Source organism: Brevibacterium oceani, from assembly GCF_013623835.1.
Taxonomy (GTDB): Bacteria; Actinomycetota; Actinomycetes; order Actinomycetales; family Brevibacteriaceae; genus Brevibacterium; species Brevibacterium oceani.
The window spans coordinates 275,997-291,287 of record NZ_JABKDE010000001.1 but is presented as its reverse complement, the minus strand read 5'-3'; the positions used below and the strand labels follow the sequence as shown (position 1 = coordinate 291,287).

Sequence of the window (15,291 nt, the reverse complement as noted above, 5' to 3'; positions counted from 1 at the left end):
TTGCGGGTACCGGCACGGCCGATCGAACAGCGGGGCTGCTCTGACGGTGAGGTCAGATCAGAAGCCCATGCCGCCCATTCCACCCATGCCGTCCATGCCGGCAGCTGCGTCTGCACCTGCGGCGGCCTTTTCGGGCTTGTCGGCGACGACCGACTCGGTGGTGAGGAACAGACCGGCGATCGAGGCGGCGTTCTGCAGGGCAGAGCGGGTCACCTTGACCGGATCGTTGATGCCGGCAGCCAGCAGGTCCTCGTAGTCACCGGTTGCGGCGTTGAGGCCGAATCCGGGCTCGAGGTTCGCGACCTTGTCGGCGACCACACCGGCTTCGAGACCGGCGTTCGTGGCGATCTGCTTGAGCGGGGCTTCGATGGCGACCTTGACGATGTTCGCACCGGTTGCTTCGTCTCCCTCGAGTGCGAGGTCTCCGAAGGCAGCCTTCCCCGCCTGGATCAGAGCGACGCCGCCACCGGCGACGATTCCCTCTTCCACAGCAGCCTTGGCGTTGCGCACAGCATCTTCGATGCGGTGCTTGGTTTCCTTGAGCTCAACCTCGGTGGCGGCTCCAGCCTTGATGACTGCGACACCGCCGGCCAGCTTGGCCAGGCGCTCCTGCAGCTTCTCACGGTCGTAGTCGGAGTCCGAGTTCTCGATCTCGGCGCGGATCTGAGCGACCCGTCCGGCGATCTCCTCGGCGTCTCCTGCGCCCTCGACGATGGTGGTCTCGTCCTTGGTGATGACGACCTTGCGGGCGGTGCCCAGCAGATCGGTGGTCACGCTGTCGAGCTTGAGCCCGACTTCCTCGGACACGACCTGGCCACCGGTGAGGATGGCGATGTCGGCCAGCTGCGCCTTACGGCGGTCGCCGAAGCCCGGTGCCTTGACGGCGACGGACTTGAAGGTGCCCTTGAGCTTGTTGAGCACCAGGACGGCAAGGGCTTCGCCCTCGACGTCTTCGGCGATGATGAACAGCGGCTTATTGGACTGCTGGACCTTCTCGAGGACGGGCAGCAGGTCCTTCACGTTCGAGATCTTGGAGTTGACGATGAGGATGTAGGGGTCCTCAAGGACAGCTTCCTGGCGATCGGTGTCGGTGACGAAGTAACCGGAGATGTAGCCCTTGTCGAAGCGCATACCCTCGGTCAGTTCGAGTTCGAGTCCGAAGGTGTTGGACTCCTCGACGGTGACGACGCCTTCCTTGCCGACCTTGTCGATGGCCTCGGCGATCAGTTCACCGATGGCAGGATCTCCAGCGGAGATGCCTGCGGTGGCGGCGATCTGTTCCTTGGTCTCGATGTCGATGGCGTTGTTCAGCAGGACACCGGTGACAGCTTCCACTGCCTTCTCGATGCCGCGCTTGAGGCTGAGCGGATCAGCACCGGCTGCCACGTTGCGCAGGCCTTCGCGGACGAGAGCCTGAGCGAGCACGGTAGCGGTGGTGGTTCCGTCGCCTGCGACGTCGTCAGTCTTCTTGGCGACTTCCTTGACGAGTTCGGCGCCGATCTTCTCGTAGGGGTCCTCGAGTTCGATCTCCTTGGCAATGGAGACGCCATCGTTGGTGATGGTCGGTGCGCCCCACTGCTTTTCGAGCACGACATTGCGACCGCGGGGTCCAAGGGTCACCTTGACCGCGTCCGCGAGCTGGTTGAGGCCAGCTTCAAGTCCCCGACGAGCTTCTTCGTCGAATGCAATCATCTTTGCCATAGTGGCTTAGATCCTCCCTGATGGAGTGGAGTGGGAATCCAGAGCAGTCATCAGCGCCCGCGACGGCAGAGAGTGTGTCCGCATGTTCCATTCCACATAAGGACCACGCTCTCGAGACGACTGGTGGGAACCCATCGGTTTTCACCAGTACTAGATTTAGCACTCTCACTATGCGAGTGCAAATATTCGTCGTCTGTCGTCACAGTGGAGGCAGGCAGGTGCCCGGGAGCGGATCGAGCGAATCCGCGACCGAGTTCCGCGGATTCTCGCGGCGCGGGGCATATGTGCGGCCGTCGAGACACTCGGTTCGTCACCATCACCGAGGCGGTTCGGCCCAGCGCGAAACGACTGCGCACCACCGCACCCGAGCACCACCTGCACCTCCCGGGCACTGAAAAGCGCCGAGCAGTTGCCTGCTCGGCGCTTTCCCCGCGTACGGTCAGTCCGGTCGACCACATGGTCGTTCGAGCTTCGCCGTGCCGCGGATCAGAAAACTGTGCTTATCAGCAGCCAGTCTCAGAGGAGGGTGACGGACTCCGCCTGAGGACCCTTTTGTCCTTCTCCAACTTCGAACTGAACCTGCTGGCCCTCTTCGAGAGAGCGGTAGCCGTCCATCTGGATTGCGCTCCAGTGAACGAACACGTCCTGGTTGTCGCCTTCGAGGGTGATGAATCCATAGCCCTTTTCAGCGTTGAACCACTTGACGGTACCTTGTGCCATTACTTCTCCATACAGTGCAGTGCCATTGAAATCCCGCAGATCAGCCGCGATCGGGCGACCGCATCGAGCTGCGGAAGCTAGTAAAACTCAACCGACCCCGCGACTTCTCTCATTGACCTCGGGAGAATAATCTCGGTGAAGCACGAATAGAACACAAGGTGCTGTGCTTGCCTAGCTGGTGCCACTCTACCGCAGCCGCGCACCCCACCCGGGGTCGCTCAACACTGTTATAGATTCGTTACCTTAGGCTTTTCGCCCTGTTCACGTGGGGAACGCGGCAGTCATCAGCCGTCGGAGGAGTCGGCGCCCTCTGTGCTCTCTCCACCCGACTCGGGCCCACGGTCGGCGATGTCCGAGCAGATGACGACGGTGACGTCGGCATCGAAGTCCGAGGAAGCCTCGGTGGCCGAGATCCCGAGCGACTTCGCGACGAGCTTGGCCTGCGACGCGTTGTCCTTGCCGTTGTAGTACACGGTCGAGTCGGTGAGGTTCGTCGAATAGTTGCCGACCTGGCCGAGCTTCCAGCCCTTGTCTTCGACTGCTTCGGAGAACTTCTTCGCGGCGCCGGAGACGCCGGAGCCGTTGAGGACGTCGACGGTGATCGAATCGTCGGCGACGTTGACTTCGCTCTCGCTCGGCGAGGGCTCGGACGAGGCGGACTCCGAGGCCGGCGGGTCGGCGATCTTCGACTCGGGATTGCCCATCGAGGAGAAGATGATGTTGATGGCGGCCACGACCAGCAGGACCGCGACGAGCGCGAGCACGATGACCAGAGAGATGGCACCGATGTTCGACGACGCTGCGGATTCCTGTCGATGGGCGCCGCTACGCCGGCCGGGCTCGATCTCGTCGAATTCGTCGGTCATGTCTACCTCGAGACGCGGGCTTGGGCGCGCTCGCTCTGCCGCGTGGTGCGGATCCGGCGAAGGCGCTTGACCAGCATCGGATCGCTGGCCAGAGCGGCAGGGTTGTCCAGAAGCGAGTTCAGTATCTGGAAGTAGCTGGTGGCTGACATGTCGAATCGCTCACGGATCGCGTGATCCTTGGCTCCACCGTATTTCCACCACCGCCGCTCGAATTCGAGAACGGCCACCTCGAGCTCGCTCAGTTCTGAGGTGTCGTTGTTCGGCGGCATAGGGGATGTGCTCCTTCGAGAGGTGACTGTGCTTCTATATTATCGCCCGATCGACGGGACCGAAATTTTCGGCGCGCCGCCGAAGCTGTGAGGTCCCTCGCGACGCCCGTCGAGAACCGCACCACCCCGCCGCAGCACAACTGATTGTTGTGCGCTGCGACGGGGTGAGCGACGGGGTCATTCGCCGAGGCGGCCCCGCCTCAGGGAGGGGCCCATCCTCGGACTCGGGGTCCGGTCCCGGCAGGGCGGGCCACCTCGGCGAGGATGCCCCACCTCGGCGAGCGTATCCGCTCAGCGGATGCGGATGTTGACCTGTTTGATCTGGGTGAAGCCCTCGAGCATGCCTTCGAGCGAGGCTTCGCGACCGAAGCCGGAGGTCTTCATGCCGCCGTAGGACTGGCCGGCAAGCTGACCGCCGCCCTGGTTGACCTGCACCCAGCCGGACTCGATGCGGTTGGCCATGGTCAGCGCCGCGTCGACGTTCTTCGTGAAGACGAAAGCCGCGAGACCGAAGTCGGAATCATTGGCCATCTCGATGACCTCGTCGATGTCCTTCCACGGAATGACCGAGAGGACGGGACCGAAGATCTCTTCGCGGCTGGTCTGCCAGTCGTTCTTGGCCTTCGAGAAGATCACGGGTGCATGGTAGAAGCCGGGCTCGCCGACTTCGAGCGAATCGGAGCCGTCGTAGGCGATCTCGACGCCGTCCATCGACTTGCCCATCTCGATGTAGGAAGCGACCTGGTCGTACTGCTTCTGGTTGATGATGCAGCCGATGTCGGAGTCCTCATCGCGAGGGTCGCCGACCTTCATCTTCGACACCGCATCGACGAGCTTGGCGAGGAAGTCATCGTAGATGTCTTCGTGGAGGAAGAGGCGCGAACCCATCGTGCAGGACTGTCCCTGGCGGGCGAAGCGAGTCGACAGCAGCACCTGCTGGAGGGTGTCGTCGTCGTTCGAGTCCGGGAAGATGATGTTCGGGGACTTGCCGCCGAGCTCCATCGACGAATGTGCGAGACGGCCACCGGCCACCTCGGCGACGTGACGGCCGACGCTCGTCGAACCGGTGAACGAGACCTTGTCGACGTCGGGGTGGACGTTGAGGGCCTCACCGATGACCGAGCCCTTGCCGGTGACGACGTTGAGGACACCCGCGGGGAGGATGTCGGCGATGATCTCGGCCATCTTGAGGATCGTCAGCGGCGCATCCTCGGCGCACTTGAGGACGATCGTGTTGCCGGCGGCGAGCGCGGCAGGGGTCTTGAATGCCGCGATCATCAGCGGGGAGTTCCAGGGCAGGATGCCCGCGACGACGCCCAGCGGCACACGCTTGGTGTACTGCAGCTGTCCGTCACCGGCGGGCAGGGTGTTGCCCTTGACCTCTCCGGCGACTCCGCCCATGTAACGGAACAGGTCGGCCAGGGTGATGGTCTCCGGGCGGGCCTGCGTGCGGATCGCGTTTCCGGTGTCGATGGCGGTCAGCTGGGCCAGCTCCTCTGAGGCGGCTTCGAGCGCATCGGCGCAGGCCAGCAGCTTCTTCTGGCGTTCTTTGAACGGCACGGCCGCCCACTCGGGGAAGGCCTTCCGCGCGGCCCTGACGGCACGATCGGCGTCGGCCTCCTTGCCGTTGGGCACCTTCGCGATGACGACGTTGCGGTCGATCGGGGTGATGACATCGGTGGTGTCGCCGTCAGCGGCATCGACCCACTCGCCGCCGATGAGCATCTTCCAGTTCTTGGCCTCGGGGAAATCCGACATTCTCGTCCTTTCGTTCAACGATGAACTCCTTAGGCCGAGCATAACGTGTGGCGTTGAACGGCAATACTCCCGATCGATACGCGATCACGCACACCCGGTCTGCGGCACGTGCACACGTGCACGGCGACCGAAACACGTGCACGGGTGCGCGCACCTCACGCCTGCCGCACATCGTTGTTTGGTCGATCCGCGGCGGTTTCATCAAGGAAATCACCGCGGATCGACCAAACACTCCTGGGTAACCGTTGATGTGTCACGCCGACTCGGCCTCGCTACACTCGTGCCCATGACGTCGACGCCTCCGATGACCGAGATCATGTCCCCCGATTGGGCCGAGGCCCTCGCCGATGTCGAGGACCGCATCCACGCGATGGGCGATTTCCTCCGCGCCGAACTCGCCGCCGGGCGCGAGTACCTTCCCACCGGGTCGAACGTGTTCCGTGCCTTCGCCGAACCGCTCGCCGAGGTGAAGGTCCTCATCGTCGGTCAGGATCCCTACCCGACGCCGGGGCATCCGATCGGCCTGTCGTTCGCCGTCGACCCCGAGGTCAGACCCCTCCCCCGATCGCTGGGCAACATCTACAAGGAGCTCGAGGCCGATCTCGGGATATCACCGGCCGCCCATGGAGATCTGCGGGCGTGGTCATGCCAGGGCGTGATGCTGCTCAACCGGGCGCTGACCGTCGCCCCGGGACAGCCTGCCTCCCACCGGGGCAAAGGCTGGGAGGAGATCACCGAACGTGCGATCGCCGCGTTGACCGAACGCGATCAGCCCCTCGTCGCGATCCTCTGGGGCAGGGATGCCCGCAACCTTGCGCCGCTGCTGACATCGGGCACCGCCGAGGTGGCCATCATCGAATCCCCGCACCCGTCGCCGTTGTCGGCCAGCCGCGGATTCTTCGGCTCCCGCCCGTTCTCACGGGTCAACGAGCTGCTCGGGCAGAAGGGTATCGCGCCCGTCGACTGGGCGCTGCCGCCTCAGGGCTGAGTCCTCACGACTGGGCGCTGCCGCCTCAGAGCCTGACCGCTCCGACTGAACCCTCACGGCTCGGTCGGCGCCGACCCCGTCTGCGTCTTCGTCCCGCCGGTCTGGACGGTGTCGACGACCGCGGTCACCGGCTCTCCGCTGCGCACCGACTCGACCTTCTCCTCGGCCGAGCTGCGGCTCTTGAGGTTCTTCAGCGGCAGTGCCAGATAGCTGCCGAACACCGCGCCGACCGCCAGGGCGGCATTCGCCAGGATCGCGGTGAACAGCGAGGACAGGCCGACGGCGAACGAGACGTTCTCCGAGTCCGAGGCGATCTGGTAGACGGCGGTGAAGATCGACAGTCCCTGCAGCAGGGTGTAGATGCCGGGGATCATGAGCACGATCGCCGGTGCTCCCAGCCGCAGCGCCAACGGCCTCGAAAGGAACCCGGTGACGGTGGCCGCGAGCAGGCTGGCGAGCACATTGTCGATGTGCAGCAGGGTCAGCGACATCATGGTGATGTGCGAAGCGAGCCCGACCAGAGCCGCAGGCAGGATGAACCGCCGCCTGGCCGACATCGCCACGGCACCGGACATCGAGACCACGACGGCCGCGAACATCGACAGGATGGCAGTGACCACATGCGGACTCGTCTTCGGCACGAGCACCTCGATATGGCTCAGCCCGATCGCCTGCCCGCACACGACGCCCAAGGCGATGCCGGAGACGATGCCCGCCAGGGTCATGAACACCCCGACCACGCGCCCGGCCGCGGTGAGCGGGAAGTTCGTCAACGCGTCCTGCACGGCCGAATAGAGCGACTGGGTCGGCAGCAGCAGAACGATGCCGGCGGCCACGAGGTACTGCGGTGAGGCGATGAGGCCGAGGTCGCCGGCGATCGTGGCGATGAGCGTCGCCGCGGCAGCCTGGAGCGCCGTGATGAAGAACGACGGCAGGTGCGTCCGGCCGATCCACTTGCCGACCTGGAAGATGAGGATCGCCATGGCGATGCCCAGAGGAACCGCGACCGGCCCTCCCCCGAGGAGGAGAACCAGCGCACCGACCATCATTCCCCACGCGCCGGTGGTGAACCACTGCGGGAACGGCCGGCGCTGGGAGCGGATCGCGTCGAGGCGGTTGCGTGCCTCGTTGAATTCGAGTCGACCGTCGACGAGGTCGGTCACCAGCTTGTGCACCGAGGCGAGCTTCGCATAGTGCGTGGATTCGCCGCGGTTGACCCGCATCACCGTCAGCAGACGACCGTCGGAGGTCGAGTAGTGCACGACGAGGGTGTTCGAGGTCAGGTCCACCTCGACCGTGGCGAGACCGCACGCGGTGCATGCGGCGATGACCGAGACCTCGACATCGCTGGTGCCGGCACCGGCGCGCATCATCATCGCCGCGATGTCCGCGGCGAGGTCGAGGATCATCCGCGCCTCGTCTTCGCTCGGCTCGGTCGCCTGCACCGGCGCCTGGTACGGGGTGCCCCTGAGCGCGGTGACGATCGGCACCGGCTGGGTGTTCGTCGTGGTGGTGCCCGAGACGAGTTTGCCGACGGTGCGTCGGGCGACCTTCTGCGCTATCCGCTGAGACGCGCCGAGGTGGTCGGTCCGGGGCTTCGCCCGTCCCCCGCTCCGGCTCGGTTTCGCCGCCTTCGCGGCCGCGGCCTTGGCGACATCGTCCGGCTGGGTTCCGGTCGGGGTCTCCCGCAGCTCGGCCAGGCGCTGCAGGCGGGTGCGTTCGAGCAGCTCCCGCAGGGCCTGGGATCCGGCCTCGGGATTGCCGTTGGCGCCCGTGGCCGGAGTCGATCCGCGGACGGGACCGGGCGCGGTCGGGGGATCGACCCGCACCTCGGCGGTGGTGGCGTCTTCGAGATCTTCGTCGCTCACGGCTCGCTGATGAGAGTCGGGCCGTGTGGGTCGGCGATGTTCGCGGTTCCCGTCTGCGCGTCGAATTCGAAGACCCGGCGTCCGGAGACGAAGACCTGCTCTGCTCGGGAGTCGAGGTCGAGCGGGTCACCGGACCAGATGACGACGTCGGCGTCGCGGCCGACGGACAGGGAGCCCAATCGGTCCTCGAGGCCGAAGATCGCGGCGGGGTTGATCGTCAGCGCTTCGATGGCCACGACCGGGTCGAGTCCTTCCTTCACGGCCAGCGAGGCCTCGTGGATGAGGAAGTTGATCGGGATGACCGGATGGTCGGTGGTCAGGGCGATGCGCACGCCCGCCTTGGCCAGGGCCGCCGCGGTGGCCAGCGTGCGGTCGCGCAGCTCGACCTTCGACCGGCTGGTCATCAGGGGGCCGAGGATGACGTCGATGCCCTTGTCGGCGATGTAGTCGGCGATCTTGTGGCCTTCGGTGCCGTGGTTGATGACCAGGCGGTAGCCGAATTCCTCGGACAGGCGGATGGCCGTGGCGATGTCGTCGGCGCGGTGGCAGTGCTGGTCCCATGCGAGCTTGCCGTCGAGGACGTCGGCGAGGGTCTCCTTGACCAGGTCACGGTCGAACGGTGTGCCCTCGGCCTCGGCGTGGGCACGTTTGGCCTGGTAGTTCCGGGCGTCGACGAAGGCGTCGCGGATGATCTTCGCGGTACCCATCCTCGTCGAGGGGGTGACCTTCTTCTCCCCGTAGACGCGCTTCGGGTTCTCGCCGAGGGCGGACTTCACCGACAGATCCTCGGTGACGAGCATCTCGTCGACGATCCGGCCCCAGGTCTTCACGAACGCAGTGCGCCCGCCGATGGGGTTGCCGGAACCGGGTTTGATGAGCGCCGAGGTGACTCCCCCGCGCAGCGCATCCTTGAAGCCGAGATCGGTGGGGTCGATGCCGTCGAGCGCGCGCAGGCCCGCCCCGTTGGGATCGGTCATCTCGTTCGTATCGTCACCGGACCAGCCCTCCCCGTCCTCATGCACGCCGAGGTGGCCGTGAGCTTCGATGAAACCGGGCAGGACCCAGCGTCCGCCGGCATCGATGACCTCGATCCCGGCGGGCAGCGCGGAGGTGTCGACGGACCCGGCGGCCACCTCGGCGATGCGGCCGTTCGAGATGGTCAGCGTGCCCGATTCGAGGGGTTCGGCACGGTTTCCGCGCTCGTCGGCCACGGGTACGATCCGTGCGTTCGTGATGACGAGATCTGTGGGGGCGGGGACCGGAACCGAACGGTACATTGTGCTCCTTGCGAAGGGGTCGGCGGCGACGTCTGGATGCGGTGTCGAGTCTACGCCACATCCCGTTTCGACCGAGTCACCCCGCACCGTCGTGGCGTCCCCGGACGGACGCCGCGTCAGAGCGTGCGTATAGTCTGGATGGGAGAACGACGAGAGAAGGATCCCTGATGCTCAAGACCATCACCTCATACGTGGCTGTCGGAGACTCGTTCAGCGAAGGACTGATGGATCCCGATCCCCGAGCCGACGACCGTTTCCGCGGGTGGGCCGACCGTCTGGCACTCATGCTCACCGAATCCTCCGTGGGCAGCCCGGACGTGTCGTACGCCAACCTCGCGATCCGCGGCCGTCTCCTCGACCGCATCATCGACGAACAGGTGCCTCGTGCCCTGGAGCTGAAGCCGGACCTCGTGAGCCTGTGCGCCGGCGGCAACGACTGTCTGCGGCCCAAAGCGGATATCGACGCCCTGGCCGCGAAGTTCGAACGCGCCGTCGTCGCGCTGCGTGAGGCCGGCATCGAGGTGCTCATGTGCAACGGCTTCGACACCGAGTTCAGCACTCCGCTGATCCGGGCGGTGCGCCCGCGCGTGGGTGTCTACAATGCGCACCTGTGGTCGATCGCGCAGCGTCACGGCTGCCACATGATCGATGTCTGGGGGCTGCGTTCGCTCTATGCCGCGGAGATGTGGGCCGATGACCGCATCCACCTCTCCCCCAAGGGCCACCATCTCGTCGCCGAACAGGCTCTGGCCACCCTCGAATCCGGCCACTCGCTGCCGGTCGAGGGCTTCGGCATCCCCGCGCGACCGACGCGGGCGATCCGAGAGGTGATGAGCGAGGAGTCCCGGTGGGCCAAGCAGTACCTGGGCCCGTGGGTCGGCCGGCGCCTGCGCGGCGAGTCCTCCGGGGACAGACTCGATCCGAAGCTGCCCGAACTCACCCGCGTCCGCGACCTCGTCGAGCGCGCACACGGCACCGACGACACGGTCGAGTGAGGATGCCTGCGGTGCGGCTGAGTGAGGGTGCCGACGTCAGGACGGCGGAATGGGAGCAGCGAAGTGAGTGACGAGAGTGCGCGCATCGTCGAACTCGCCGAGACCGGTGCGGACCTCGGTGGTCCGACCGCAGCCTTCGGCGAAATCGGCCGCGGGTCCGACGCAGTGCCGGGATTCCGGCACGTGTACGGGGACGCCCCGAGCAGTTCGTCGAGGTCTACGGCGACCCGGCGGCCGCCTCGGCGACGGTGATCTTCGTCCACGGCGGCTACTTCCGTCCTCGCACGGACCTCGCCCATGCTCACCCCTTGGCTCGAGCTCTGGCCTCGTCCGGGGTGCTCGTCGCGCTCGTCGAATACCGGCGGGCCGGGGGACAGCCGCACCTGCTCGACGATGTCACCGCGGCCATCGACTCGATCTGTGCCGAACTGCCTGGTTGGGGTGTCAGTGCTGGGGCACGGGAGAACCTCATCGTCTCCGGTCATTCGGCCGGCGGCTGCCTCGTCCTCGCGTGGGCTTCGCATCTGCCCGAGGCGGGACCGCGGATCCGATTGCTACCACTGGCTCCGGTGACGGACCTGCTGCGGGAGGTGGCGGACGGGCTCGGCGACGGTGCGGTGCTCGACTATATGGGTCTGCGCCCCGAGGAGGACCTCGCCGCGTATCTGCGCCACGACCCGCGTTCGCGCGTCGCGCTCATCCCGGAACGCGTCGACGTGCATTCGATCCACGGGGATGCCGACGGAATCGTCGACATCGAATTCTCACGCGTCTTCCCGGCCGCCTGCACGGAGCTGGCGGGGGCGAACCATGCCGATGTCATCGACCCCGAGTCACCGTACTTCGCGCAGGTCAGCAAGCTGCTGCTCGGTTAGCCGAGGTGCTCCTCGGTTGGCCAACGTGCTGCTCGGTTAGCTGAGGCGCTCCTTACGCATCCGCGCGGGGGTGCGGCGGCTGGATCGAAGCATCAGGGGAATCCCTCCGTGTGCCGGGGCCGTTCTCGATGCCGGTGCGGATGTCGAACAGTTCGGGGAAGAACGTGAGGTCGAGTGCCTTCTGGAGGAAACCGACCCCGCTCGAACCGCCCGTGCCGCGCTTCATGCCGATGATCCGCAGCACCGTGCGCATGTGCCGGTAGCGCCAGAGCTGAAAGTTCTCCTCGAGATCGACGAGCTCTTCGCAGCTTTCGTACTCCAGCCAGTAGTCATCAGGGTTCTCGTAGATGATGCGGAAGGTCTCCAACAGTTCCTCGTCGAAGGTGTGGGCCTCGGACTTGTCACGGTCGAGCAGGCGCCTGGGCACCGGGAGTCCACGGCGAGCGAGGCAGGCGAGGAACTCGTCGTAGATGCTCGGCTCGTTCAGGTACTGCTCGAGTGCGGCGCGAGCCTCGGGCTCACCGTCGAAGACCTGGAGCATGCCGCGGTTCTTGTTCCCGAGCAGGAACTCCACCGCCCGATACTGCCAGGACTGGAATCCCGAGGCGCGCCCGAGCTGGTCGCGGAAGCCCACGTATTCGCTCGGGGTGAGCGTGGCGAGGACTGACCACTGTTCGGTCAGGGTCTTCTGGATGTGCTTGACGCGGGCGATGCGTTTGAGCGCTGTCTGCAGTTCATCAGCGGCAATGAGTCGGCGGGCGTCGAGGAGTTCGTGGATAACGAGGCGGAACCACAGTTCGGTGGTCTGGTGCTGGATGATGAAGAGCATCTCGTCATGGTGTTCGGGGCTGCTGACGGGATGCTGGGCGCCGAGCAGTCGGTCGAGGTCGAGATAGGACCCGTAGGTCATCGTCTCTTTCAGGTCCGTATGGATCCCGGATTCGAGGTCGCGGACGTTCTGCTCTGCGGTCGTCCGAGCGTCAGTGGTCGGAGTCGGTTTCTCGTCGGTCATGGTCTCCAGCATAGGGTCAGTCAGGTCGGCGCCTCTGCGGTTCGGCGACTTCGCGGACCTCGTCGACCAGGCGCCGCCACTCCTGGGGCATCTGTCCCTCGCCGAAACGCACCCGCCCGAAACGACTCTCGATGAGGTAGTCGAAGCGGTCGGCACCGGCCGACGCTGAGCTGGTCGTAGCCGGATCGGCGGTGGAGCGATCGGACCAGGGCAGTTCGGTCACCCTGCGGCCGAGATCGTCGCGACGGGAGCTCGTGTCGATGTCGACCTCCCAGACGACCAGCATTCCGCCGATCCCGCCCGAGCGCTCGACGACCAACCGGCCGAACCCCTCAGCGCCGCTGTCGGCGGCGCCTGCGGCGCCGGCAGGCTCCTCGCTCACCAGGTGCTCCCTTCATTCCCGCGCGCCGAACCGGCATGGGAGATGCCCACGGCTTCCCACCCGGTCACGACCGCATCGTGAACGTCGGATCCGGATCCGAACTGCTCGGCCGCCTCGGCGATGGTCAGCTCTGCGAAGCCGACGAAATCGGTCTGCTTCGTGATCTCGTCGCCGGTGAGCACCCCGTACCAGACCTGCCCGACGCTCTCCCAGGCCGGACCGCCGACGCTGACGGCGGCGAGCGCGAACGCCCGGTTGGGGATGCCCGAGTTGAGGTGGACGCCGCCGTTGTCCGAATCCGTGGTGACGAAGTCGTCCATGTGGCCTGGCTGCGGATCCTTGCCGAGCACATCATCGTCGTAGGCGGTGCCGGGTTCGATCATCGAGCGCAGGGCACGACCGGTGACCTCGGGGGTGAAGATGCCGGCCCCGATGAGCCAGTCGGCGTCCTCGGCGTTCTGGCTGTTGTCGTGCTGGTCGGTCAGCGCCCCGAAGACATCGGCGCAGTGTTCGTTGAGCGCTCCCGGCTGGCCGGAGTACTCGAGATCGGCGGTGTGGCTGATGACGCCGTGGGAGAGTTCGTGTCCGATGATCGACAGCGACCCGGTGAAGCCGGTGAACACCTCGGCATCGCCGTCGCCGAAGACCATGAGGCGGCCGTCGAAGAACGCGTTGTCGTAGTCCTGGCCGTAGTGGACGCTGGCCAGCAGCGGCATCCCGTTTCCGTCGAGGGAGTCACGGTCGAAGACCTCGGAGAACAGCGAGTACGCAGCGCCGAGGCCGTCGAAGGCCTCGTTGACCGCCTCATCGGGGACGGGGTCTTCGCCTTCGCTGCGCACGAGCACACCGGGCAGCACCTCCTTGCCCTGCGCGTCGTGGATGAGGCGCTGCACTCCCGCGCTTCCGGGCCTGCCGGCTGTGGCCGCTCGGCCGGTCGCCCCCTCACTGCCTGCGTCGCCTGAGGTCGAGGTCCGGTTCGCGGGGTCGTCGGTTTCGAGGGTCTCAGCCTGGTCGAGGTCGGCCGGCGGGGTGTAGCGCAGGCCGGTCAGGCGCAGGCTGCGGCAGGACTCGTCGGACATCCGACAGCTGGCAGCGGCGGCTGCGGCGCGGGGGAACTTCTCGGGACCGCGCTCGGCGATGGCATCAAGGAGGTAGGGCGGGACGACACTGTGGATGTTCATGCCTCCAGCGTCCCACGTTCGTTCACGCATCGGTAGGTCACGAGGGCGGGTGACTGTGTCGCTGACCCAGCGGCCGACTCGCCTGCGCCCGCGCTCACCCGGCGGCCACCTCGGCGAGGATTTCTCCTGCTTCGGCGGGTGTGTGCCCGGTCCTGCACGTCACCCGGCGACCACCTCGGCGTCGTACTCCGAGCCTCCGCCCTTCGGCGGGATGGCGATGAGGGTGATGACGATGATGATCATGAAGAACGTCGTGAGGAACGTGGGGATCGGGATGATCGGGTCGAGGAGGACGAGGACCGCGCAGACCGGGACGACGGTGTTGACGATGCCGTTCGCGTTCGCGCGGATTGCGAGCAGCCACACGCCGAGCACGAACACGGCGATGGGCACCGAGACCGTGAACGTCGCCAGCACCGGATCGAGGGCGCTGTCGCCGAGCTGGGAATCGGCTTCGATTCCGACTCCGGCCGAGAACGCGCCGGCGGCGGCGAAGATGAAGTAGTGGCCGTACCCGTATCTCAATGATCCGCCGAGGCTGCCGATCGCCCGGTGGTGCGGCGGCCAGAAGTAGATCCACCACATCGCGGCGGTGACGATGAGGCTGAGGACGCCGAGCGAGATGAGCGGGACGATGTCGGCGACCTCGGCGAGGGCGTCGAAGATCGTGTCCGCCGAGGCCAGCAGGCTCTCGCCGAGCACGATGATGGTGAAGCAGCCGTAGCGTTCGGTGATGTGGTGCGGATGCCACGGAGTCGTGCCGCGGGTCTCGGCGATGACCGGCACCGACACCTCGGCGAGGATGAGCAGCCCGACGCCGACCGCGCGCATGACGGGGTCGTCGATGGCCAGCCAGGCCACCCACAGGACCTGCGCGATCCCGATCCCACTGGCGTAGACGATCGTCGTCCACCGCGCGGGCCCGGCACCGCGGGCCGCGCGCAGCCATTGGGAGATCATGATGACGCGCATGAGGACGTAGCCGCCGATGAGGAGCCGGAAGTCCCCGTCGGAGAAGACCGGCCCGATGCCGGCGGCGAGGATGAGCACCCCGCCCATCTGCACGATCGTGAGCACCCGGTAGAGCCAATCATCGGTGTCGAACGAGGTGGCGAACCAGGTGAAGTTCATCCACGCCCACCAGATCCCGAAGAACACGAGCAGATAGTTCGCCACCCCCTCCCCGAGGCGGCCGACAGTGACCGTGTCATGCAAGTGCGAGGACGCGATGGACACGGCGATGACGAAGACGAGGTCGAAGAAGAGCTCGAGCGTACTCGCCGCCCGGCCCGCCTCCCCCGGATCGCGAGGGCGCATCGGGACGAGGCGGAAGCGTGCGGAGATCGTCGAGGTCATGTCAGGTGCTTTCGCGGTGTGGTTCGTCGGGACAGTGGACAGC

Annotated in this window: 15 protein-coding genes; 4 read left to right on the top strand and 11 right to left on the bottom strand. The window is 66.1% G+C overall.

Annotated elements, in window-relative coordinates; all coding sequences use genetic code 11:
- Window positions 1–57: 57 nt before the first annotated feature.
- The 5 genes from groL to HK401_RS01390 form a co-directional block, all read right to left on the bottom strand.
- Window positions 58–1,701: a chaperonin GroEL gene (gene groL / locus HK401_RS01410; protein ID WP_166973712.1), complete on the bottom strand. Its 1,644-nt coding sequence runs from the start codon at window positions 1,699–1,701 to the stop codon at window positions 58–60.
- Between the two features lie 516 nt (window positions 1,702–2,217).
- A complete protein-coding gene (locus tag HK401_RS01405; RefSeq protein ID WP_025780447.1) occupies window positions 2,218–2,421 on the bottom strand; it encodes a cold-shock protein in 204 nt (67 codons plus the stop codon).
- 284 nt (window positions 2,422–2,705) lie between these two features.
- On the bottom strand, window positions 2,706–3,287 hold the full coding sequence (locus HK401_RS01400) for a LytR C-terminal domain-containing protein (protein WP_181272864.1): 582 nt from the start codon (window positions 3,285–3,287) through the stop codon (window positions 2,706–2,708).
- A gap of 2 nt (window positions 3,288–3,289) precedes the next feature.
- On the bottom strand, window positions 3,290–3,556 hold the full coding sequence (locus tag HK401_RS01395) for a DUF3263 domain-containing protein (protein WP_166973719.1): 267 nt from the start codon (window positions 3,554–3,556) through the stop codon (window positions 3,290–3,292).
- A gap of 291 nt (window positions 3,557–3,847) precedes the next feature.
- Entirely contained in the window at window positions 3,848–5,314 is a 1,467-nt protein-coding gene (locus HK401_RS01390; protein WP_181272863.1) for an aldehyde dehydrogenase family protein, read from the bottom strand.
- 286 nt (window positions 5,315–5,600) lie between these two features.
- Between HK401_RS01390 and HK401_RS01385 the strand changes: the two genes are divergently transcribed.
- Window positions 5,601–6,302, top strand: coding sequence for a uracil-DNA glycosylase (locus tag HK401_RS01385; protein ID WP_181272862.1), 702 nt, complete (start codon window positions 5,601–5,603; stop codon window positions 6,300–6,302).
- A 53-nt stretch (window positions 6,303–6,355) separates the two neighbouring features.
- Here HK401_RS01385 and HK401_RS01380 read toward each other — a convergent pair whose 3' ends face one another.
- Both HK401_RS01380 and HK401_RS01375 read right to left on the bottom strand, forming a co-directional pair.
- The gene (locus HK401_RS01380) at window positions 6,356–8,170 is read right to left on the bottom strand and encodes a threonine/serine exporter family protein (RefSeq protein WP_181272861.1); all 1,815 of its coding nucleotides are present in this window, start codon (window positions 8,168–8,170) and stop codon (window positions 6,356–6,358) included.
- Complete coding sequence (locus HK401_RS01375; protein WP_181272860.1) at window positions 8,167–9,447, bottom strand: amidohydrolase; 1,281 nt, start codon at window positions 9,445–9,447, stop codon at window positions 8,167–8,169. Before HK401_RS01375 ends, HK401_RS01380 begins: the two co-directional genes overlap by 4 nt.
- A 167-nt stretch (window positions 9,448–9,614) precedes the next feature.
- Between HK401_RS01375 and HK401_RS01370 the strand changes: the two genes are divergently transcribed.
- From HK401_RS01370 to HK401_RS01360, 3 genes are all read left to right on the top strand, one after another.
- Window positions 9,615–10,442, top strand: a complete 828-nt coding sequence (locus HK401_RS01370; RefSeq protein ID WP_181272859.1) for an SGNH/GDSL hydrolase family protein — start codon at window positions 9,615–9,617, stop codon at window positions 10,440–10,442.
- 63 nt (window positions 10,443–10,505) lie between these two features.
- Window positions 10,506–10,694, top strand: coding sequence for a hypothetical protein (locus HK401_RS01365; RefSeq protein WP_181272858.1), 189 nt, complete (start codon window positions 10,506–10,508; stop codon window positions 10,692–10,694).
- Window positions 10,691–11,317 carry an alpha/beta hydrolase gene (locus HK401_RS01360; RefSeq protein WP_309135877.1) on the top strand — a complete coding sequence of 209 codons (627 nt, stop codon included), beginning with the start codon at window positions 10,691–10,693 and terminating at the stop codon, window positions 11,315–11,317. The genes HK401_RS01365 and HK401_RS01360 overlap by 4 nt, the downstream gene beginning before the upstream one ends.
- Window positions 11,318–11,369: 52 nt before the next feature.
- Here the strand turns inward: HK401_RS01360 and HK401_RS01355 are convergent, their stop codons facing one another.
- From HK401_RS01355 to HK401_RS01340, 4 genes are all read right to left on the bottom strand, one after another.
- Window positions 11,370–12,329, bottom strand: a complete 960-nt coding sequence (locus HK401_RS01355; RefSeq protein ID WP_181272857.1) for a tryptophan 2,3-dioxygenase — start codon at window positions 12,327–12,329, stop codon at window positions 11,370–11,372.
- 16 nt (window positions 12,330–12,345) lie between these two features.
- Window positions 12,346–12,711 carry a protealysin inhibitor emfourin gene (locus HK401_RS01350; protein WP_181272856.1) on the bottom strand — a complete coding sequence of 122 codons (366 nt, stop codon included), beginning with the start codon at window positions 12,709–12,711 and terminating at the stop codon, window positions 12,346–12,348.
- Window positions 12,708–13,892: a M4 family metallopeptidase gene (locus HK401_RS01345; RefSeq protein WP_258233904.1), complete on the bottom strand. Its 1,185-nt coding sequence runs from the start codon at window positions 13,890–13,892 to the stop codon at window positions 12,708–12,710. The genes HK401_RS01350 and HK401_RS01345 overlap by 4 nt, the downstream gene beginning before the upstream one ends.
- A 159-nt stretch (window positions 13,893–14,051) precedes the next feature.
- Complete coding sequence (locus HK401_RS01340) at window positions 14,052–15,248, bottom strand: low temperature requirement protein A (protein ID WP_219921638.1); 1,197 nt, start codon at window positions 15,246–15,248, stop codon at window positions 14,052–14,054.
- Window positions 15,249–15,291 lie beyond the last annotated feature (43 nt).